Source organism: Pseudomonas sp. SWI36, from assembly GCF_002948105.1.
In the GTDB taxonomy this organism is placed as follows: Bacteria; Pseudomonadota; Gammaproteobacteria; order Pseudomonadales; family Pseudomonadaceae; genus Aquipseudomonas; species Aquipseudomonas alloputida.
This window is the reverse complement of sequence record NZ_CP026675.1, coordinates 314,155-335,227: the sequence shown is the minus strand read 5'-3', so window position 1 is coordinate 335,227 and position 21,073 is coordinate 314,155. Positions and strand designations below refer to the sequence as shown.

Genomic DNA, 21,073 nt, shown 5'->3' with positions numbered 1-21,073 from the left:
TCCTACGACGGCCTGCACGCGGCCTGCGCCCAATCACCAAAGTGTGTCCACCCCCGATGGCGTAGGAGCGGTTTTACCCGCGAATACGGTAGCGGCGGCAACGGTGAACAGCGGGTGGAGATTGGCCAGCAGGCCCGGCCCTTTCGCGGGTGAACCCGCTCCTACGGGCTGTTGCAGGGGCGGCCTTGTGTTGCGTTAGGGCCGCAAAGCGGCCCTCCGGCACCGTTATTCCACCAGTTCGACCAGCACAGTCCCTTCGCTGACCATATCCCCCTCCAGGCAGAACAGCGCCTTCACCGTGCCGGCATGCGGCGCACGAATGCTGTGCTCCATCTTCATGGCCTCCAGTACCACCAGCGCAGTACCGGCTTCCACCACCTGGCCAGGTTCGACCAGCACCCGCACGATACTGCCGTTCATGGGCGCACCCATCCCACCCTGATGGCTGTGGCTGGCTTCAGCCTCGGCAATCGGGTCGAAAGCTTCGATGGCATGCATTTCACCATCCCAGTGCAGGTACAGCGTGCCACCCCGACGGATTGCCAGATGCTGGCGACGCACGCCGTTCTGGTCATGCACCAACTGCTCACCTTGCAGCTGCCAGGTAGAAGCAGCGCTGCGTTCCAGGGCCACTGCCTGATCTTGCCCAGCGCTCACCAGATGCAAGCTGCTGCGTGCCGGTAGGCCCACGCGCAGGCCGTTACGCCCGCCCCAAGGTGAATGGCGGTCGTCTTCGCGCTGATGGACCCCCTGGCCCTGCAGCCACGCCTCTGCCGCCGCTTCCCAGACGGCTGCCGGCAGTGCTTGCGGCGCAGGCAGCAGAACCGCCTGATGACGCGGAATGAAGCCGGTATCCAGCTCCGCCGCAGCAAATGCCGGGTGGGCGAGAATGCGCCGCAGGAAGGCAATGTTGGTTTTCAGCCCGCCAATGGCGAACTCGTCGAGCATGGCCAGCAAGCGCAAGCGCGCCTGCTCGCGGTCTTCGCCCCAGGCAATCAGCTTGCCCAGCATCGGGTCGTAGAACGGCGACACCACATCGCCTTCGCTGACCCCGCTGTCCACCCGCCGGCCTTCGCCAGGCGCCGATTCACGGTACAGCGCCAATTTGCCGGTCGCGGGTAAGAAATCGTTGGCCGGGTCTTCGGCATACAGGCGTACTTCGATGGCATGGCCGATCAGCGGCACCTGTTCCTGTGTGATCGGCAGGGCTTCGCCGCAGGCCACGCGAATTTGCCAGGCAACAAGGTCCAGGCCGGTTATGGCCTCGGTGACCGGGTGTTCCACCTGCAGGCGAGTGTTCATCTCCATGAAGAAGAATTCGCCACGTGCATCAAGCAGAAACTCCACGGTGCCGGCACCCACGTAACCGATAGCCTGAGCGGCACGCACCGCCGCTTCGCCCATGGCCCCGCGCAGTTCGGGCGAGAGGCCGGGGGCCGGGGCCTCTTCCACCACCTTCTGGTGGCGGCGCTGAATGGAACAGTCGCGCTCGTTGAGGTACAGGCAGTTGCCGTGCTGGTCGGCGAACACCTGAATCTCCACGTGGCGTGGCTTGAGCACGTACTTTTCCACCAGCATGCGCGCATCGCCGAACGACGACTGTGCCTCACGCTGGGCCGAGGCCAGGGCGTCGGCCAGTTGGCTTTCTTCCTCGACCACTTTCATGCCCTTGCCACCGCCACCAGCGCTGGCCTTGAGCAGCACCGGGTAGCCGATGCGTTCGGCTGCGGCGCGGAAGGTGTCCAAGTCCTGGGCCTCGCCGTGGTAGCCCGGCACCAACGGCACGCCGGCTGCCTCCATCAGCGCCTTGGCTGCCGATTTGCTGCCCATGGCGTCGATGGCGCTGGCCGGTGGGCCGAGGAATATCAGCCCGGCCTGCTCGATGGCGCGGGCGAAACCTGCGTTCTCGGACAGAAAGCCATAACCTGGGTGGATAGCCTGGGCGCCGCTGGCCTTGGCTGCTGCCAGCAGCTTGTCGACCAGCAGGTAGCTTTCGGCGGCCTTGGTGCCACCGAGATCCACGCGGATGTCAGCTTCGCAGCTATGCCGGGCGTCACGGTCGGTGGCGCTGTGCACGGCAACAGTGGTCAGGCCCATGGCCTTGGCGGTGCGCATCACCCGGCAGGCGATTTCGCCGCGGTTGGCGACCAGCAGGGTGGTCAAAGCGGGGCGGCTCATGGGCGCGGCTCCTTCTTGTCAACGGTTTGCCAGGCAGGGCGGCGTTTTTCCAGGAAAGCGCGCAGGCCCTCCTGGCCTTCGGCGCTGACGCGGATGCGGGCGATGGTGTTTTCGCAGTACCGGCGCAGGGCCGGGCTGAGTTCGCCGTCGTCCACTTCGCGCAGCAAGTCCTTGGTGGCGCGCAATGCTTGTGGGCTGTTCTGCAGCAGGTTGCTTACCCAGGCTTCGATGTGGTCGTCCAGTTCGCTGGCCGGGTATACCTCGGCCAACAGGCCCAGCTCGCGGGCGCGCACGCCAGTGAAACGCTCGGCGGTGAGGGCGTAGCGGCGCGCGGCGCGTTCGCCAATGGCCTTGACCACGAACGGGCTGATCACCGCCGGGGCCAGGCCGATGCGTACTTCCGACAGGCACAGCTGGGCGTCTTCGGCGCCGATGGCCATGTCGCAACAGCTGATCAGACCCAGCGCGCCGCCGAAGGCTGCGCCTTGCACCACGGCCAGGGTCGGGGCCTTGAGGCGGTGCAGGGCGTACATCAGCTCACCCAGTTCGTGGGCGTCATCCAGGTTGGTGTTGAAGTCCAGTTGTGCCGACTGCTGCATCCAGGCCAGGTCGGCACCGGCGCTGAAGTGCCGGCCACGGCCGCGCAGCAGCACAAAGCGCAGGCTGGCGTCTTCGGCCAACTGGTCGATGGCCACGATCAGCTCGCGGATCATCTGCGCGTTGAAGGCGTTGTTCTTGTCCTCGCGGCTTAACCACAGGGTGGCGAAGCCGCGTGGGTCGCGGATCACTTCGAGGGTGCTGAAATCGCTCATGGGTCACATCCGGAAAATGCCGAAGCGGCTCGGTTCGATCGGCGCGTTCAGCGCGGCAGACAACGCCAGGCCGAGGACGTCTCGGGTCTGCGCCGGGTCGATGACGCCGTCGTCCCACAGGCGGGCACTGGAATAATAGGGGTGGCCCTGACGTTCGTACTGGTCGAGGATCGGCTGCTTGAGCCTGGCCTCATCCTCGGCGTTGAATGGCTGGCCGCTGCGTTCGCTCTGCTCGCGCTTGACCTGGGCCAGCACCCCGGCGGCCTGTTCGGCGCCCATCACGCCAATCCGCGCGTTGGGCCACATCCACAGGAAGCGCGGGTCGTAGGCGCGGCCGCACATGCCGTAGTTGCCGGCGCCAAAGCTGCCGCCGATGATCACTGTGAACTTCGGCACCTGGGCGCAGGCCACGGCGGTGACCAGTTTGGCGCCGTGCTTGGCGATGCCGCCTTCTTCGTATTTCTTGCCGACCATGAAACCGGTGATGTTCTGCAGGAACAGCAAAGGGATGCCGCGCTGGCAGGCCAGTTCGATGAAGTGCGCGCCTTTTTGCGCGGCTTCGGCGAACAGGATGCCGTTGTTGGCCAGGATCGCCACCGGGTAGCCGTGCAGGTGGGCGAAGCCGCACACCAGGGTGGTGCCGAACAGCGCCTTGAATTCATCGAACACCGAGCCATCGACCATGCGGGCGATCACTTCGCGCACGTCGAACGGTTGCTTGGCATCCGCCGGTACCACGCCGTACAGCTCGTCGGCGGCATACAGCGGCGCCACTGGGGCCAATCGCTGCAGCTTGCCGAGCTTGTGCCAGTTGAGGTTGGCTACACTGCGTCGCGCGATGGCCAGGGCGTGTTCGTCGTTGTCGGCATAATGGTCGGCGACGCCGCTGGTGCGGCAATGCACATCGGCGCCGCCGAGGTCTTCGGCGCTCACCACTTCGCCGGTGGCGGCTTTCACCAGCGGCGGGCCGGCGAGGAAGATGGTCGCCTGCTGGCGCACCATGATCGCTTCGTCGGCCATGGCCGGCACGTAGGCGCCGCCAGCGGTGCACGAGCCCATCACCACGGCGATCTGCGGGATGCCTTGCGCGCTCATGTTGGCCTGGTTGAAAAAGATGCGCCCGAAATGCTCGCGGTCGGGGAACACTTCGTCCTGGCGTGGCAAGTTGGCGCCGCCGGAGTCCACCAGATAGATGCACGGCAGGCGGTTCTGCAGGGCGATGGTTTGTGCACGCAGGTGCTTCTTCACCGTCAGCGGGTAGTACGAACCGCCTTTTACCGTGGCGTCGTTGGCCACGATCATGCATTCCACGCCTTCCACGCGGCCGATGCCGGCGATCACGCCCGCCGCTGGCACGTCTTCGCCGTACACCTCATGGGCGGCCAACTGGCCGATTTCGAGGAACGGCGAGCCCGGGTCCAGCAGGCGGTCGATACGCTCGCGCGGCAGCAGTTTGCCACGCGAGGTATGCCGTTCCTGGGCCTTGGGCCCGCCGCCCTGGGCAACCTGGGCGAGCAAGCCGCGCAGGGCCTGGACCTGTTCGAGCATGGCCGCGCTGTTGACGGCAAATTCTGCCGAACGCGGGTTGATCTGGGTGTGCAAGGTAGCCATGTGCGCCCGTCCCTTATGTTCAGCGGGTTTCGTTGAACAGTTCGCGGCCGATCAGCATCCGGCGGATTTCACTGGTGCCGGCACCGATTTCGTACAGCTTGGCGTCGCGCAACAGGCGGCCAGCCGGGAATTCGTTGATATAGCCGTTGCCGCCAAGAATCTGGATCGCCTCCAGGGCCATTTGCGTGGCACGCTCGGCGGTGTACAGGATCACGCCGGCAGCGTCCTTGCGGGTGGTTTCGCCACGGTCGCACGCCTGAGCCACGGCATACAGGTAGGCGCGGCTGGCGTTCAGCTGGGTGTACATGTCGGCAATCTTGCCCTGGATCAGCTGGAACTCGCCGATGCTCTGGCCGAATTGCTTGCGGTCGTGGATATACGGCACCACCAGGTCCATGCAGCTTTGCATGATGCCGGTCGGGCCGCCGGACAGCACCACGCGTTCGTAGTCCAGGCCGCTCATGAGGACGCGCACGCCGCCGTTGAGCTGGCCCAGAATGTTCTCTGCCGGCACTTCCACGCCATCGAAGAACAGCTCGCAGGTGTTGGACCCGCGCATGCCCAGCTTGTCGAACTTGTTGCTGCGGCTGAAGCCTTTCCAGTCACGCTCGACGATGAACGCGGTGATGCCGTGCGCACCCTTGTCCAGGTCGGTCTTGGCGTAAATCACGTAGGTGTTGGCGTCGGGACCGTTGGTGATCCAGGTCTTGCTGCCGTTGAGTACGTAGTGATCGCCGCGTTTTTCTGCGCGCAGCTTCATCGACACCACGTCGGAGCCGGCATTGGGCTCGCTCATGGCCAAGGCGCCGATGTGCTCGCCGCTGATCAGCTTGGGCAGGTACTTGAGCTTCTGCTCGTGGGTGCCGTTGCGGTTGATCTGGTTGACGCACAGGTTGGAATGGGCGCCGTAGGACAGCGCCACCGAGGCGGAGCCACGGCTGATCTCTTCCATTGACACCACATGGGCCAGGTAGCCCAGGCCAGCGCCGCCGTACTCTTCCGGTACGGTGATGCCCAGCAGGCCCATGTCACCGAACTTGCGCCACATGTCGGCGGGGAACAGGTTGTCGTGGTCGATCTGCGCGGCCCTTGGGGCCAGTTCAGCGGCGACGAAGGTGCGGACCTGGTCGCGGAGCATGTCGATGGTCTCGCCCAGGGCGAAGTTCAGGGAGGGGTAATGCATGCTGGGGCACCTTCTTGTTCTTGAAATTGGGTTACACCATAGCTTTGGATCCAGCCCCGCCTCCTGTGGGAGCGGGCATGCCCGCGAATACGTCAGCAGGGTCACCGTCATTACCTGATCGATCGCATTCGCGGGCAAGCCCGCTCCCACAGAGGGCGGCGTGGCGCCTCAAGTGGGTGTCGTTCATCACCTTTACGTTAACGTAAACCTGCATGAGGTCACTGTCAATCCACTCGTCACCTTTACGTAAACGTAAATCTGCGCCAGAGTATTCCCGCTTGCTTCAGCCGTGCCCAAAACAACCACAAGAAGGGACACCCATGAGTCAACCGAGCTATACCCGCGGTCGCCAGGACCGACCCTTGCTGACCCAGACCATCGGCCAGGCCTTCGATGCCACCGTGGCCCGCTGTTCCGACAGCGAGGCCCTGGTGTCCCGCCACCAGGGCCTGCGTTACAGCTGGCGGCAGTTGGCCGAACAGGTCGAAATACACGCCCGCGCCCTGATCGCACTGGGCGTGAACACCGGCGACCGTGTTGGCATCTGGTCGCCCAACTGCGCCCAGTGGTGCATCTTGCAGCTGGCCAGTGCCAAGGTCGGCGCCATCCTGGTCAACATCAACCCGGCCTACCGTGTGGGCGAACTGGAATACGTGTTGCGCCAGTCCGGCTGCCGCTGGCTGGTCTGCGCTGAAGCCTTCAAGACGTCTGATTACCATGCCATGGTGCAGGAGCTGGTGCCTGAACTGGCCAGTGCCGCGCCTGGTGAGCTGGCCAGTGAATGCCTGCCCGAGTTGCGTGGCGTCATCAGCCTGGCCGCCAACCCGCCTGCCGGCTTCCTGCCCTGGCACGCATTGGCCGAGCGGGCAGGGCAGACGTCTGTTGAGGCCTGCACAGCCCGTCAGCAAAGCCTGCAGTTCGACCAGCCGGTAAACATCCAGTACACCTCCGGCACCACCGGTGCGCCCAAAGGTGCCACGCTCAGTCACTACAACATCCTCAACAACGGTTTCATGGTGGGTGAAAGCCTTGGCCTGACGGCCCGCGACCGTATGGTGATCCCGGTGCCGCTGTACCATTGCTTCGGCATGGTCATGGCCAACCTCGGCTGCGTCACCCACGGCAGCACCATGATCTACCCCAACGATGCTTTCGACGCCGAACTTACCTTGCGCGCCGTGGCCGAGGAGCGCGCCACCATCCTCTATGGCGTACCGACCATGTTCATCGCCATGCTCGACCACCCGTCCCGTGCCCACATGGACCTGTCGACCCTGCGCAGCGGCATCATGGCCGGCGCTACCTGCCCGATCGAGGTGATGCGCCGGGTCATCGACCAGATGCACATGGCAGAAGTGCAGATCGCCTACGGCATGACCGAAACCAGCCCCGTGTCGCTGCAGACCGGGCCGGACGACGATCTGGAGTTGCGCGTGACCACCGTCGGCCGCACCCAGCCGCAGCTGGAAAACAAACTGGTGGACGCTGACGGCTGCATCGTCGCCCGCGGCGAGATTGGCGAACTGTGCACCCGCGGCTACAGCGTGATGCTTGGCTACTGGGACAACCCCCAGGCCACGGCGGATGCCATCGACCCGGCCGGCTGGATGCATTCGGGTGACCTGGCGGTGATGGACGAGCAGGGCTATGTGCGCATCGTCGGGCGCAACAAGGACATGATCATTCGCGGCGGCGAGAACATTTACCCGCGTGAGCTGGAAGAGTTTTTCTACACCCACCCGGCGGTGGCCGATGCGCAGGTGATTGGCATTCCGTGCAGCCGCTATGGCGAAGAGATCGTCGCCTGGATCAAGCTGCACCCGGGGCACAGCGCCACGGTCGAGGAGCTGCAGGGCTGGTGCAAGGCACGCATTGCCCACTTCAAGGTGCCGCGGTATATCCGTTTTGTCGACGAGTACCCGATGACCGTGACCGGCAAGGTGCAGAAGTTCCGCATGCGCGAGATCAGTGTGGCGGAGATTGCGGCTGCATCTGCGGGTTGATGTGCGGGCGCGGCCGGCCTCTTCGCGGGTAAACCCGCTCCTACACAGGGGCAGCGCCGCATTCAAGGCCGGCACGGTCCCTGGTAGGAGCGGGTTTACCCGCGAAGAGGCCGGCCCGATCAATGCAAGATCTTCACCTTGCCAAGCACCCGGTCATCCTCAACCTTTCAATGAAGCAGCGGAGATCAGCTGTTCATGCCGGTGCCGTGGTCTACCCTTAAGCCTTCACCGGTGGCTCCTGGCTCGGCGGGTCGCCCACTGTCGGCGGCACGGTCGGCTTGATCGGCAGCTCGTCCGGGTCTTCTTCCGGTACGGGTGGCGGCAAGCTCGGGTCGTCGATATTGGGATCGGGTGTCTCCGGTGGAATGGGAATGTTCATGGCCTGACCTCGCGTGGGTGGGTGAAGAGGTGCTGTAGGCTCTGACCGCTGGCAGCTGCCGTTCGCTCAATTATTTTGAACCCCCCGCCTGTGCCCGGCTCTGAACCCTTACCGCCACCAGCCTGAGGGAGCAAGGTCGATGTCACGAAACGAGCCCTTTGAAAGCGTGCCCATGGCGAACGATCACCCGGACCAGGCCATTAGCCTGGCCCAGGCGCTGTTGGCGCCACGCATCGTGATCGAAGACACCCAACCCGTGCTCGACGCCGGCAGCTTCGCCGCCAAGGCCGTCAGCGGCCAGCCTGTGGCCGTCAGCACCAAGGCCTACAGCGACGGCCACGACCGCCTGGCGGTGATGCTCAACTGGCGCCAGGCCCACAGCCGGCGCTGGCATTGCGTACCGATGCAGTCGGCGGGCAACGACCTGTGGCAGGCCGAATTCACCCCCACCGAGCTGGGCCCGCACCGGTTCAGTATCGAGGCCTGGATCGACCCGTTTGCCACCTATTGCCACGATCTGGAGAAGAAGTACCACGCCGGCGTCGAGGTAAAACTGGAACTGGAAGAAGGCCGCTTGATGCTGGGCAAAGGCATCGAGCTGTGCAGCGGCGCCCTGCGCGAGGAGCTCGAGGCCGTGCAGAGCCGCCTGGCCACGCTCAGTACCGATGATCAGGTGGCCGTGCTTCTCGACCCGACCACCGCCCGCCTGATGGGCGAAGCCGAACACCGCAGCTACCTGACCCGCAGCCCTGATTTCCCCCTTGATGTCGACCGCCCGGCCGCATTGTTCGCCAGCTGGTACGAGCTGTTCCCGCGCTCGATTACCGACGACCCGCAGCGTCACGGCACCTTCAACGACGTGCACGAACGGCTGCCGATGATCCGCGACATGGGCTTCGACGTCCTGTACTTCCCGCCCATCCACCCCATCGGCATGCAGCATCGCAAGGGCCGCAACAACGCCCTCAAGGCCGAGCCGGGCGACCCGGGTAGCCCGTATGCCATTGGCAGCCCGGAGGGCGGCCACGAGGCGATTCACCCGCAACTGGGCAGCCGCGATGACTTCCGTCGACTGGTGGCGGCGGCGGCGGAACACGGCCTGGAAATCGCCCTCGATTTCGCCATCCAGTGTTCCCAGGACCACCCCTGGCTCAAGGAGCACCCGGGCTGGTTCAGCTGGCGCCCGGACGGCACCATCCGCTACGCCGAAAACCCGCCGAAAAAGTACCAGGACATCGTCAACGTCGATTTCTACGCCCCAGAGGCCGTGCCTTCGCTGTGGCTGGCCCTGCGCGACGTGGTGGTCGGCTGGGTCGAGGAGGGCGTGAAGACTTTCCGCGTCGACAACCCGCACACCAAGCCGTTGCCGTTCTGGCAATGGCTGATCGCCAATGTGCGCAGCCAGCACCCCGACGTCATCTTCCTCGCCGAAGCCTTTACCAAGCCGGCGATGATGGCGCGCCTGGGCAAGGTCGGCTACGCACAGAGCTATACCTATTTCACCTGGCGCAACCACAAGCAGGAGCTGCGCGAATATTTCGAGCAGCTCAATCAGCCGCCGTGGAGCCAGTGCTACCGGCCCAACTTCTTCGTCAATACCCCGGATATCAACCCGTTTTTCCTGCACACCTCAGGCCGCGCAGGTTTTCTTATCCGTGCGGCGCTGGCGACCATGGGCTCAGGCTTGTGGGGCATGTACTCGGGCTTCGAGCTGTGCGAGGGCACGCCGTTGCCGGGAAAGGAGGAGTACCTGGATTCGGAGAAGTACGAAATCCGCCCACGCGATTTCACCCAGCCCGGCAACATCATCGCCGAGATCGCCCAGCTCAACCGCATCCGCCGGCAGAACCGCGCCTTGCAAACCCACCTGGGCGTGGCCTTCTTCAATTGCTGGAACGACAACATCCTGTACTTCGCCAAGCGTACGCCCGAGCGGGACAACTACATCCTGGTGGCCGTCAGCCTCGACCCACACAACGCCCAGGAGGCGCACTTCGAGTTGCCGCTGTGGGAGTTGGGGCTGGACGACAACGCCGAAACCCAGGGTGAAGACCTGATGAACGGCCACCGCTGGTCGTGGTACGGCAAGACCCAATGGATGCGCATAGAGCCCTGGCACCTGCCGTTCGGCATCTGGCGCATCGAAAAAGCCGGGTAAAACCGGTCTGTAGCCTTTTCCCCTGTGGGAGCGGGCATGCCCGCGAACACCGGCAGAGCCGGTGCCAAGCACCGCGGTGGCTGATTCGCGGGCCCGCCCGCTCCCACAGCGATGGTGCAAGAAGGGGCAAACATGCAATTGAAAGGAGTCGCACATGGCCAAGCGTTCCCGCCCGGCAGCCTTCATCGACGACCCGCTGTGGTACAAGGACGCCGTCATCTACCAGCTGCACATCAAGTCGTTCTTCGACTCGAACAATGACGGCATCGGCGACTTCGCCGGGCTGATCAGCAAGCTCGATTATATCGCTGAGCTGGGCGTCAACACCCTGTGGCTGCTGCCGTTCTATCCCTCGCCACGCCGTGACGACGGCTACGACATCGCCGAATACAAGGCCGTGCACCCCGACTACGGCAGCATGGCCGACGCCCGCCGTTTCATCGCCGAGGCCCACAAGCGCGGCCTGCGGGTGATCACCGAGCTGGTCATCAACCACACCAGCGACCAGCACCCGTGGTTCCAGCGCGCCCGCCACGCCAAGCGCGGCAGCAAGGCGCGCGAGTTCTACGTGTGGTCGGACGATGACCAGAAGTATGACGGTACGCGCATCATCTTCCTCGACACCGAAAAGTCCAACTGGACCTGGGACCCGGTCGCCGGCCAGTACTTCTGGCACCGGTTCTATTCCCACCAGCCGGACCTCAATTTCGACAACCCGCAGGTGCTCAAGGCGGTGATCGGCGTCATGCGCTTCTGGCTCGACCTGGGTGTAGATGGCCTGCGCCTGGACGCGATCCCTTACCTGATCGAGCGCGACGGCACCAACAACGAAAACCTCGCCGAAACCCACGACGTGCTCAAGGCGATCCGCGCCGAGATCGACGCCAACTACCCCGATCGCATGCTGCTGGCCGAAGCCAACCAGTGGCCGGAAGACACGCGCCCGTACTTCGGCGAAGGCGACGGCGACGAATGCCATATGGCCTTCCACTTTCCGTTGATGCCGCGCATGTACATGGCCTTGGCCATGGAAGACCGCTTCCCGATCACCGACATCCTGCGCCAGACCCCGGAAATCCCGGCCAACTGCCAGTGGGCGATCTTTTTGCGCAACCATGATGAACTGACCCTGGAAATGGTCACCGACCGCGAGCGCGACTACCTGTGGAACTACTACGCCGAAGACCGCCGCGCGCGCATCAACCTGGGCATTCGCCGGCGCCTGGCGCCCCTGCTGCAGCGTGACCGTCGGCGCATAGAGCTGCTGACCAGCCTGCTGTTGTCGATGCCCGGCACGCCAACCCTGTATTACGGCGACGAACTGGGTATGGGCGACAATATCTATCTGGGTGACCGCGATGGCGTTCGCACACCCATGCAGTGGTCGCCAGACCGCAACGGCGGTTTTTCCCGCGCCGACCCGCAGCGCCTGGTGCTGCCGCCGATCATGGACCCGCTCTACGGTTACCAGACCGTCAACGTCGAGGCGCAAAGCCACGACCCGCATTCGCTGCTGAACTGGACCCGGCGCATGCTGGCGGTGCGCAAGCAGCAGAAGGCCTTTGGTCGCGGCAGCCTGCGCACCCTCACGCCCAGCAACCGGCGCATCCTTGCCTATATCCGCGAGTACACCGATGCCGACGGCAATACCGAGGTCATCCTCTGCGTGGCCAACGTGTCCCGCGCCGCCCAGGCTGCCGAACTCGAATTGTCACAATACGCCGACAAAGTACCGGTGGAGATGCTTGGCGGCAGCGCGTTCCCGCCAATCGGCCAACTGCCGTTTCTGCTGACCTTGCCACCTTATGCGTTCTACTGGTTCCTGCTGGCCAGCCGCGATCGCATGCCCAGCTGGCACATCCAGCCCACCGAGGGGTTACCCGAATTGACTACATTGGTACTGCGCAAGCGCATGGAAGAACTGCTGCAAGCCCCCGCAAGCGATACGCTGCAAAGCACCATCCTGCCGCAGTACCTGCCCAAGCGCCGCTGGTTCGCCGGCAAGGAAGGGCCGATCGATGCCGTGCGCCTGTGCTACGGCGTGCGTTTCGGCACCGCCACCACACCGGTGTTGCTCAGCGAAATCGAGGTACTCAGCGACGGCACGGCCACCCGCTACCAGCTGCCGTTCGGCCTGCTGCGTGAGGAACAGATCCATACCGCGCTGCCGCAGCAGCTGGCGTTGTCGCGGGTGCGCCGTGCCCACCAGGTTGGCTTGATCACAGACGCCTTCGTCCTCGAGCCGTTCATTCACGCCGTGATACAAGCCTGCCAGGATGGCCTGCGTCTGCCGTGTGGCGACGCTGAGGGTGAATTGCGCTTCGAATGCACAGAGCAGCTGGCCGGCCTGGCGCTCGACGAGGAGAGCGAAGTGCGCTACCTCAGCGCCGAGCAGTCCAACAGTTCGGTGGTCATCGGCGACCGCGTGGTGCTCAAGCTGATCCGCCGGGTCAACCCGGGTATTCATCCAGAGCTGGAAATGAGTGCCTACCTGACAGCCGCCGGCTTTGCCAACATCTCGCCGCTGCTGGCCTGGGTCAGCCGGGTGGACGAACAACATGCGCCGCACCTGCTGATGATTGCCCAAGGTTACCTGAGTAACCAGGGCGATGCCTGGGGTTGGACCCAGAACACGCTGGAAAGGGCCATCCGCGACCAGATGGAGCCCACCCGCAACGACACCGAAGCGCACACTGACGCATTGGCCGAACTCAGCGGCTTTGCGGCCTTGCTTGGCCAGCGCCTGGGCGAGATGCACCTTCTGCTGGCCGCACCCACCGAAGACCCGGCCTTCCAGCCGCGCCCCAGCGATGCGCAGGACAGCGAGCGCTGGCGTGCACAGATCAGCGCCGAACTGACCCACGCCCTCGACCTGTTGGCCCAGCATCGCGACACGCTGGACGGCGACAGCCAGGCCTTGGTCGACGACCTGCAGCAACAGCGTGACGGCCTGGCACAGCACATCGACAACCTCGCCGAGCAGGCTCAGGGTGGCCTGCTGATGCGTGTGCACGGCGACCTGCATCTGGGCCAGGTGCTGGTGGTGCAGGGGGATGCCTACCTCATCGATTTTGAAGGCGAACCCGCCCGGCCCCTTGAAGAGCGCCGGGCAAAACACAGCCCCTACAAGGATGTCAGCGGCGTGCTGCGATCCTTCGACTATGCTGCTGCGATGATCTTGCGCAGCGCGTCTGCGGTGGACCTTTCCGAGCCGGCGCGGCAAGCCCGGCAGCGGGTTGCCCGGCAGTACCTGCACCAGTCCCGGCATGCCTTTGTCGAAGCCTATGGCCTGGCCACTGCCGCCATGCCCCACGCGTGGCAGCACGCCGAGGGCGAGCGCGCGGCGCTGGAGCTGTTCTGCCTGGAAAAAGCCGCCTACGAGATCACATACGAAGCCGAAAACCGTCCGAGCTGGCTGGCCGTGCCTTTGCATGGTCTGCATGGACTGATCAGTACCTGGGGAGAGTCAGAATGAACGTTACAACGCGTGAAAACGGTGGCCTTCGGCAACGGGACCTCGACGCCCTGGCCCGCGCCGAACACGCCGATCCTTTTGCGGTACTCGGCCCCCACGGCGACGGCGCAGGCGGGCAGGTGGTCCGCGCCTTTCTGCCCAATGCCCTGAAAGTGCGCATTCAGGCCCGGGATGACGGGCGGGTGCTTGCCGAAATGGAGCAGGGCAGCCTGCCCGGTTTGTTCAGCGCGCACCTCGATAAGGCACAGCCCTATCAGCTTCACATCGTCTGGGCCGGCGGCGAGCAGGTTACCGAAGACCCCTACAGCTTCGGCCCGCAATTGGGAGACATGGACCTTCACTTGTTCGCGGAAGGCAATCACCGCGATTTGTCCGGGCGCTTCGGTGCCCAGCCAACTCAGGTCGATGGCATCGACGGCGTGTGTTTCTCGGTCTGGGCGCCGAATGCCCGGCGGGTGTCGGTGGTGGGTGATTTCAACAACTGGGATGGTCGCCGCCACCCCATGCGCCTGCGGCACGGCGCGGGGGTGTGGGAGCTGTTCATTCCGCGTCTGGGCGTGGGCGAAACCTACAAGTTCGAAGTACTCGGCAAGGACGGCATACTGCCGCTGAAGGCCGACCCGCTGGCCCGTGCCACCGAGCTGCCGCCGAGCACGGCATCCAAGGTAGCCGGTGAACTCAGTCACGCCTGGCAGGACCATGACTGGATGGCACAACGTGCCCAGCGCCATGCCTACAACGCGCCGTTGTCGATCTACGAGCTGCACCCAGGGTCATGGCGCTGCGAGCTGGACGAAACGGGGGAAATCGGGCGTTTCTACAATTGGCGGGAACTGGCCGAGCGGCTGGTGCCCTATGTGCAGGAACTGGGCTTTACCCACATCGAACTGCTGCCGATCATGGAGCACCCGTTCGGCGGCTCCTGGGGCTATCAACCACTGTCGATGTTCGCGCCCACCTCGCGCTACGGCAGTGCCGAAGATTTCGCCGCGTTCATCGACGCCTGCCACCAAGGGGGCATCGGTGTGCTGCTGGACTGGGTGCCTGCGCATTTCCCCACTGACGAACATGGCCTGGCGCGTTTCGACGGCACGGCCCTGTACGAATACGACAACCCACTGGAAGGCTACCACCAGGACTGGAACACGCTGATCTACAACCTCGGCCGCAACGAGGTACGCGGCTTCATGATGGCCTCGGCGCTGCACTGGTTGAAGCACTTCCACATCGACGGCCTGCGCGTCGATGCGGTGGCCTCGATGCTGTACCGCGACTACTCGCGCAAGGCCGGCGAATGGGTACCCAACCGCCACGGCGGGCGTGAGAACCTGGAAGCCATCGACTTCATCCGCCACCTCAACGGCGTGGCTGCCCACGAGGCCCCGGGTGCGCTGATCATCGCCGAGGAGTCCACCGCCTGGCCCGGGGTCAGCCAACCTACCCAACAGGGCGGCCTGGGTTTTGCCTACAAGTGGAACATGGGCTGGATGCACGACACCCTGCACTACATCCAGAACGACCCGGTGCACCGCACCTACCACCACAACGAGATGAGCTTCGGGCTGATCTATGCCTATTCCGAGCACTTCATCCTGCCCATTTCCCATGATGAAGTGGTACACGGCAAGCACTCGCTGATCGACAAGATGCCCGGCGACCGCTGGCAGAAGTTCGCCAACCTGCGCGCCTACCTCACCTTCATGTGGGCACACCCGGGCAAGAAGCTGCTGTTCATGGGCTGCGAGTTCGGCCAGTGGCGTGAGTGGAACCACGACGCCGAACTGGACTGGTACCTGCTGCAGTATCCCGAGCACCAGGGTGTGCAGCGCCTGGTGGGCGACCTCAACCGCTTGTACCGCGAAGAGCCGGCGTTGCACGAGCAGGATTGCCAGCCGCAGGGTTTCCAGTGGTTGATCGGTGACGACGCGCAGAACAGCGTGTACGCCTGGCTGCGCTGGAGCACCAGCGGCGAGCCGGTGCTGGTGGTGGCCAACTTCACCCCGGTACCCCGAGAGGGCTACCGCATTGGCGTGCCGTTCGGCGAGCGTTGGCAGGAGCTGCTGAACAGTGATGCCGAGCTGTATGCCGGGTCGAATGTCGGCAATCTCGGGGCGGTGGCCAGTGACGAAGTGGCCAGCCACGGGCAGCCATTATCGCTGGCCCTGAACCTGCCGCCGCTGGGGGTGTTGATCATGAAGCCCGCCTGATCGGTTGGCCGCACTGGCCTTTTCGCCTGTAGGAGCGGGTTTACCCGCGAATCCGGTAGCGGCGGCAACCGTGAATGGCCTTTGGAAATTGGCCGGCAGGCCCGGCCCTTTCGCGGGTAAACCCGCTCCTACGCAGCTACCGCACCCGGCGGTGGCCCGTGTAGGAGCGGGTTTACCCGCGAAGAGGCCGGCCCTGCCTACCACCGCATCCGCACCCCAAGGCTGCCAATCAGCCCGTTCAGGTCATTGTCATCCACATCACTGCTGTAATCGGCGCTGACGAACAACGCCACCGAAGGCGTCACCCGCGCCACCAGCCCCAAGCCCAACTCCACCGTGGTCGAATAGCGCGAGCTGGAGATCTTGTCGACCTGGTCCAGCTTCACCTCATCGGCATTGCTGAAGTCATACCACACGTTGGTCCGCACATAGGGTTCGATGGGCATGCCGCGCACTTCGTAGCGCCCGGACAACTTGGCACCGACCCGGCCGCTCCAGCTCGGCTGGCTGTCGAAGGCTTGCAGGGTCTCCTCCTGCACCTGGTTGCCAGGGAAGAACTGCTGGTTGATCAACTGTGCCTGGGGCTCGATGACCCAGTTGCCACTCAGGCGGATCGGGTAACCGCCCTCTACCGAGAAGGTCATTGCGTGGCCACTGTCGTCCAGGCGCTGGCCGTTTTCGCCACGGCCCATCACGTCGATCCGCGAGCCCATGGCCACGGCATCCAGATGCCAACCCTGTTCATGGGTCATGCTCCAGTACACCCCCAGGCTTTCACCGCTCAAGTTCACCGCTTTGCGCTGCTTGTCGCCCAGCAGAGGGCGCGCGCCTTTGAAGCTGCTTTGCAGGTTGTTGTGCCCCACGAAAATCCCTGCGCGGTGCACATCGCCCGCTGCAGTTTCACGCACGAACAGGTCCGGGCCGATCATCAGTTGCTGGCTGGGCGCCTCCAGCTGTGCTGGGGGCAGCGCGCGGCCGCGCGCACTGGTGGGGAAGAACTGCGCCCACTGACTGGCCATCAGGTCCGGTGCCGGCTGCTGGTGGCGTTCGCTCATCTGCTGCGAAAACGCATTGAGGGTGCCGAGACTCAACCCACTGGCACTGAGCGGGTCGAGCGACAGTTGCGCCGCCACGGGTTGCTGCAGATAGCCGGGGGAAGTGGGGTCACCCTGCAGTTCGTACGCGATCGTTTCCACTGGGGTTGCCAGAAGCAGCGACGTGGAAACCGCGTAGAAAATGCTGTCGAAGCGCGAGGGGTTCGAGGTGCTTTTCATGGCGGATCTCCTTTGTTTTTGTGGTGCAGCCCGAGAACCTGGCCTGTTGTCACGAGCTGTACGGCAAAAACAGTGGGCGACCCAAACCAGCACGCCAGTTATCGCAAGCGCGCACGAAGGCGCGAGCTAGAGGCCCGGCGCAAGTTTTTTACAGCTTGGTACTGTTCAGCTAAGGAGAGGTCGCCGCTTGCGTCAAGAAAGCGTGAAGGAAGTGTTCAGGGGGCGTCGTAACGCTCAACCTGTTGTTTTATCGGTAAAAACAGCAGGGTATAGCGGGGATCGCTATTTGCCGTGCCGTGGCTATGAAGAATGATTGCTAAAGTCGCACTTCAACGGCCAGCGGCAGGTGATCTGACAGGTGCGACCAAGGTTTGTGCCCCAGAATCCGCGGCCCATGGCTTTCGGCGTTACGCAGGTATATTCGGTCCAGGCGTAGCAGCGGCAGGCGGGCAGGATAGGTGCGCGCGAGGTGGCCGTGGTGGCGTTCGAAGGCTTCGTGCAAGTCGCGTTGCAGGCCAAGGGTGCGGTTGCCGTGGCTTTTCCAGTCGTTGAAGTCGCCGGCGATGATCACCGGGGCGTTGGCAGGCAGGGCGTCCAGCAGTTTACGCAGCAACTGCAGCTGCTTTTGCCGGTGGCTTTCCAGCAACGACAGGTGCACGCAGACCGCATGCACCTGGCCTTGCCCCGGCACCTCCAGCACACAGTGCAACAGGCCGCGGCGTTCGGGGCCGGTGATCGACACGTCCAGGTTGCGGTGCTCGATGATCGGGTATTTGGACAGCAACGCATTGCCGTGGTGGCCGTCAGGGTAGACCGCGTTGCGGCCATAGGCAAAGTCGCTCCACATGCTGTCGGCGAGGAATTCGTACTGCGAGGTCTGTGGCCAGCCGGGGTAGCGCGCGGCGTGGCGATCGTGGCTGCCGAGCACTTCCTGAAGGAAGACAATGTCGGCCTGTGTACTGCGCACCGCCTCGCGCAGCTCCGGCAAGATAAAGCGCCGGTTGAAGGCGGTGAAGCCCTTGTGGGTATTCACCGTCAGTACCCGCAGGCGTTTCACGGCCGGGGCCTGGCTGACGCTGGCGAAACCATTACTGCCGGCTTCGAGGCTCACGATTCCTCCTGAAGTTAACCCTGCCTCACTGTCGCCGCCAAACCCTGTGGGGGCCGGTACACCGTTCCCACCGGGTTTGGCGTGGCGATCACAACGTAGGACCTGCCCGGGCTATCACCGTTCACTCCTCGTCGTACTGCAACACCATCAGCAGCATCGACCGACCCTTCACCTCGAACGTACTATCGAACTGCAGGTGCTGCCCCTTGCGCAACTCCGGCCGGTCGGTATCGACCAGGCAGCTCCAGTAATCGCCTTCGGGCACGGCCGGTAGCTTGAATGGCACGATGTCATGGTGGGCATTGACGATCAGCAACACGGTGGCCTCGGCACCTGGCCGGGCGATACCGCTGACCTGCGCGCGGCCATCTATCAGCATGCCCAGGCAGCGCCCGTGCGGGTCTTCCCATTGCTCAACGCTCATCTCGCTGCCATCGGGTGCCAGCCAGGTCACGTCCTTGACCCCAATTGCCTCATTGTAGTCACCCACCAGAAAGCGCGAGCGGCGCAGCACCGGGTAGGCCAGGCGCAGGCGCGTCAGGCGCTTGACGAAGGCCAGCAGCTCTTGGCCTTCCTCGTCCAGGTCCCAGTTCACCCAGCCGATCTCGCTGTCCTGGCAGTAAGCGTTGTTGTTGCCGTGCTGGGTGCGGCTGAACTCGTCGCCGGCAACGATCATTGGCGTGCCCTGGGCCAGCAGCAAGGTGGCGAAGTAGTTGCGCATCTGGCGCATGCGCAGGGCATTGATCGCCGGGTCGTCGGTCGGCCCTTCGACGCCGCAGTTCCACGACAGGTTGTTGTCGGTGCCGTCCTGGTTGTTTTCGTCGTTGTCTTCGTTGTGCTTGTGGTTGTAGGACACCAGGTCGCGCAGGGTGAAACCGTCGTGGGCGGTGATGAAGTTGACCGAGGAATAGGGCCTGCGCCCGCGGTTGTTGAACATGTCGCCCGAGGCGGTCAAGCGCGCGGCAAAATCGGCCAGCTGGCCTTCGTCGCCTTTCCAGAAGGCGCGTGCGGTATCGCGGAAGCGGTCGTTCCATTCCGCCCAGCCCGGGGCGAAGTTGCCCACCTGGTAGCCGCCGGGGCCGCAATCCCACGGTTCGGCAATCAGCTTGACCTGGCTCAGCATCGGGTCCTGGCGGCAGGCGACCAGGAAGCCATGACGCTCGCTGTAGCCATCGTGGTAACGGCCAAGGATGGTCGCCAGGTCGAAGCGAAAGCCGTCCACGTGCATTTCGCCGGCCCAGTAGCGAAGCGAGTCGGTGACCAACTGCAGCACGCAGGGGTGGCTCAGGTCCAGGGTGTTGCCGGTGCCGGAGTCGTTGATGTAGTAGCGCTTGTCGTCCGGCATCAGGCGGTAGTACGAGGCGTTGTCGATGCCGCGCATCGACAGGGTCGGGCCGCGCTCGTTGCCTTCGGCGGTGTGGTTGTAGACCACGTCCAGGATCACCTCAAGCCCCGCGTCGTGCAGGTGCGCGACCATCTCCTTGAACTCGGCGATCTTGCCGCTGGCCAGGTAGCGCGGGTGCGGGGCGAAAAAGGCGATGCTGTTGTAGCCCCAGTAGTTGTTCAGGCCCTTGTCCAGCAGGTGCTGGTCGTTGACGAAGGCGTGAATCGGCAGCAGCTCGATGCTCGACACGCCAAGGTCCTTGATGTGTTTGAGCAACTCGTCGTTGGCCAGGCCGGCGAAGGTGCCGCGCAGTTCTTCAGGCACAGCCGGGTGGCGCATGCTGATGCCGCGGGCATGCGCTTCATAGATGATCGTGCGCTCCCATGGGATCTGCACGCGCTGGTCGCGGCCCCAGGTGAACGCCGGGTCGATGACCTTGCATTTGGGCACGAAAGGCGCGCTGTCGCGCTCGTCGAACGAAAGGTCACCATCGGGGTGGCCGATGGTGTAGCCGAACAGTGCCTCGGACCATTTCAGGCTGCCGACCAGTTGCTTGGCATACGGGTCGATCAGCAGTTTGTTGGGGTTGAAGCGGTGGCCGTTTTCCGGCTCGTAGGGGCCATACACCCGGTAGCCATAGACCAGGCCGGGGTGAGCGTCGGGGAGGTAGCCATGGTAGATCTCATCGGTGTATTCGGGCAGCTCTATGCGCTCGAGTTCCTGCTCGCCGGTGGAGTCGAACAGGCACAGCTCGACCTTGGTGGCGTTGGCCGAGAAGAGAGCGAAGTTGACCCCAAGGCCATCCCAGGTGGCGCCGAGGGGGAAGGGCATGCCTTCGCGAATGCGCGATGGTGCGACCGAGCGGGTTTTCTTTGGGGTGCGGGGGCTCATGACGATCCTCGAGTGGCCGTGATGGAAGGGGAATCGGGCTGTCCTGCATGGGCCTCTTCGCGGGTAAACCCGCGCCTACAGGTTCATCACAGGTGCCTGTAGGAGCGGGTTTACCCGCGAAGAGGCCAGGACAGGTTTAACTGGCAGTAGGCTTTTTCACCGCCCGGGGCTTTTTCACCACAGCGGGTTTAACCCCCGGCAGGGCAGCCGCCTTGGGTTCGGCAGGTGCCTTCGGCTTGGCCGCTGCTTTCTTGCGCGGGGCTGCCTTGGGCGCCAGCGCTTCGGCCTCGGCCAGCTTGCGGGCCATTTCCCAGTGGCGTTCTTCTTCCCCTACGGGCTTACCTTCGGATTCCCAGATCTGGTAGGCAAATTCGCGAATACGCTTTTCATCGACACTCATCATGACG

General features: G+C 64.1%; 13 protein-coding genes. 4 read left to right on the top strand and 9 right to left on the bottom strand.

The annotated features are described in order from the left end of the window. Positions 1-225: 225 nt before the first annotated feature. The 4 genes from C4Q27_RS01815 to C4Q27_RS01800 are packed head-to-tail and all read right to left on the bottom strand — an operon-like array spanning position 226 to position 5,784. Positions 226-2,178 carry an acetyl/propionyl/methylcrotonyl-CoA carboxylase subunit alpha gene (locus C4Q27_RS01815; protein ID WP_104886368.1) on the bottom strand — a complete coding sequence of 651 codons (1,953 nt, stop codon included), beginning with the start codon at positions 2,176-2,178 and terminating at the stop codon, positions 226-228. Next, positions 2,175-2,990, bottom strand: coding sequence for a gamma-carboxygeranoyl-CoA hydratase (locus C4Q27_RS01810; protein ID WP_104886367.1), 816 nt, complete (start codon positions 2,988-2,990; stop codon positions 2,175-2,177). Before C4Q27_RS01810 ends, C4Q27_RS01815 begins: the two co-directional genes overlap by 4 nt. Positions 2,991-2,993: 3 nt before the next feature. Beyond that, a complete protein-coding gene (locus C4Q27_RS01805) occupies positions 2,994-4,601 on the bottom strand; it encodes a carboxyl transferase domain-containing protein (RefSeq protein ID WP_104886366.1) in 1,608 nt (535 codons plus the stop codon). Between the two features lie 19 nt (positions 4,602-4,620). After that, positions 4,621-5,784, bottom strand: a complete 1,164-nt coding sequence (locus C4Q27_RS01800; protein WP_003251317.1) for an isovaleryl-CoA dehydrogenase — start codon at positions 5,782-5,784, stop codon at positions 4,621-4,623. 320 nt (positions 5,785-6,104) lie between these two features. Here C4Q27_RS01800 and C4Q27_RS01795 point away from each other — a divergent pair, with 320 nt between their 5' ends. Then, on the top strand, positions 6,105-7,787 hold the full coding sequence (locus C4Q27_RS01795) for an AMP-binding protein (protein WP_104886365.1): 1,683 nt from the start codon (positions 6,105-6,107) through the stop codon (positions 7,785-7,787). Positions 7,788-8,004: 217 nt separating this feature from the next. Here the strand turns inward: C4Q27_RS01795 and C4Q27_RS29375 are convergent, their stop codons facing one another. Then, a complete protein-coding gene (locus C4Q27_RS29375; RefSeq protein WP_003251307.1) occupies positions 8,005-8,166 on the bottom strand; it encodes a hypothetical protein in 162 nt (53 codons plus the stop codon). A 139-nt stretch (positions 8,167-8,305) separates the two neighbouring features. Here C4Q27_RS29375 and C4Q27_RS01790 point away from each other — a divergent pair, with 139 nt between their 5' ends. The 3 genes from C4Q27_RS01790 to glgB all read left to right on the top strand — a co-directional run bounded on the left by C4Q27_RS01790 (position 8,306) and on the right by glgB (position 16,006). Continuing rightward, on the top strand, positions 8,306-10,324 hold the full coding sequence (locus C4Q27_RS01790) for an alpha-1,4-glucan--maltose-1-phosphate maltosyltransferase (RefSeq protein ID WP_104886364.1): 2,019 nt from the start codon (positions 8,306-8,308) through the stop codon (positions 10,322-10,324). A gap of 154 nt (positions 10,325-10,478) precedes the next feature. Next, a complete protein-coding gene (treS, locus tag C4Q27_RS01785; protein ID WP_104886363.1) occupies positions 10,479-13,799 on the top strand; it encodes a maltose alpha-D-glucosyltransferase in 3,321 nt (1,106 codons plus the stop codon). Beyond that, positions 13,796-16,006, top strand: coding sequence for a 1,4-alpha-glucan branching protein GlgB (gene glgB, locus C4Q27_RS01780; protein ID WP_104886362.1), 2,211 nt, complete (start codon positions 13,796-13,798; stop codon positions 16,004-16,006). The genes treS and glgB overlap by 4 nt, the downstream gene beginning before the upstream one ends. A gap of 197 nt (positions 16,007-16,203) precedes the next feature. Here glgB and C4Q27_RS01770 read toward each other — a convergent pair whose 3' ends face one another. The 4 genes from C4Q27_RS01770 to C4Q27_RS01755 form a co-directional block, all read right to left on the bottom strand. Then, positions 16,204-17,280: an autotransporter outer membrane beta-barrel domain-containing protein gene (locus C4Q27_RS01770; RefSeq protein ID WP_104886361.1), complete on the bottom strand. Its 1,077-nt coding sequence runs from the start codon at positions 17,278-17,280 to the stop codon at positions 16,204-16,206. Positions 17,281-17,596: 316 nt separating this feature from the next. Further along, a complete protein-coding gene (locus C4Q27_RS01765) occupies positions 17,597-18,391 on the bottom strand; it encodes an endonuclease/exonuclease/phosphatase family protein (RefSeq protein WP_003251297.1) in 795 nt (264 codons plus the stop codon). Between the two features lie 121 nt (positions 18,392-18,512). Beyond that, the gene (gene glgX, locus C4Q27_RS01760; RefSeq protein WP_010954850.1) at positions 18,513-20,666 is read right to left on the bottom strand and encodes a glycogen debranching protein GlgX; all 2,154 of its coding nucleotides are present in this window, start codon (positions 20,664-20,666) and stop codon (positions 18,513-18,515) included. Between the two features lie 136 nt (positions 20,667-20,802). Further along, the gene (locus C4Q27_RS01755) at positions 20,803-21,069 is read right to left on the bottom strand and encodes a DUF2934 domain-containing protein (RefSeq protein ID WP_064491947.1); all 267 of its coding nucleotides are present in this window, start codon (positions 21,067-21,069) and stop codon (positions 20,803-20,805) included. Between the last annotated feature and the right edge of the window lie 4 nt (positions 21,070-21,073).

Excerpts from the sequence above, each read along its gene's own strand:
- C4Q27_RS01815 (WP_104886368.1), bottom strand. The coding sequence starts at position 2,178 with ATGAGCCGCCCCGCTTTGACCACCCTGCTGGTCGCCAACCGCGGCGAA.
- C4Q27_RS01810 (WP_104886367.1), bottom strand. The coding sequence starts at position 2,990 with ATGAGCGATTTCAGCACCCTCGAAGTGATCCGCGACCCACGCGGCTTC.
- C4Q27_RS01805 (WP_104886366.1), bottom strand. The coding sequence starts at position 4,601 with ATGGCTACCTTGCACACCCAGATCAACCCGCGTTCGGCAGAATTTGCC.
- C4Q27_RS01800 (WP_003251317.1), bottom strand. The coding sequence starts at position 5,784 with ATGCATTACCCCTCCCTGAACTTCGCCCTGGGCGAGACCATCGACATG.
- C4Q27_RS01795 (WP_104886365.1), top strand. The coding sequence starts at position 6,105 with ATGAGTCAACCGAGCTATACCCGCGGTCGCCAGGACCGACCCTTGCTG.
- C4Q27_RS29375 (WP_003251307.1), bottom strand. The coding sequence starts at position 8,166 with ATGAACATTCCCATTCCACCGGAGACACCCGATCCCAATATCGACGAC.
- C4Q27_RS01790 (WP_104886364.1), top strand. The coding sequence starts at position 8,306 with ATGTCACGAAACGAGCCCTTTGAAAGCGTGCCCATGGCGAACGATCAC.
- treS (WP_104886363.1), top strand. The coding sequence starts at position 10,479 with ATGGCCAAGCGTTCCCGCCCGGCAGCCTTCATCGACGACCCGCTGTGG.
- glgB (WP_104886362.1), top strand. The coding sequence starts at position 13,796 with ATGAACGTTACAACGCGTGAAAACGGTGGCCTTCGGCAACGGGACCTC.
- C4Q27_RS01770 (WP_104886361.1), bottom strand. The coding sequence starts at position 17,280 with ATGAAAAGCACCTCGAACCCCTCGCGCTTCGACAGCATTTTCTACGCG.
- glgX (WP_010954850.1), bottom strand. The coding sequence starts at position 20,666 with ATGAGCCCCCGCACCCCAAAGAAAACCCGCTCGGTCGCACCATCGCGC.
- C4Q27_RS01755 (WP_064491947.1), bottom strand. The coding sequence starts at position 21,069 with ATGATGAGTGTCGATGAAAAGCGTATTCGCGAATTTGCCTACCAGATC.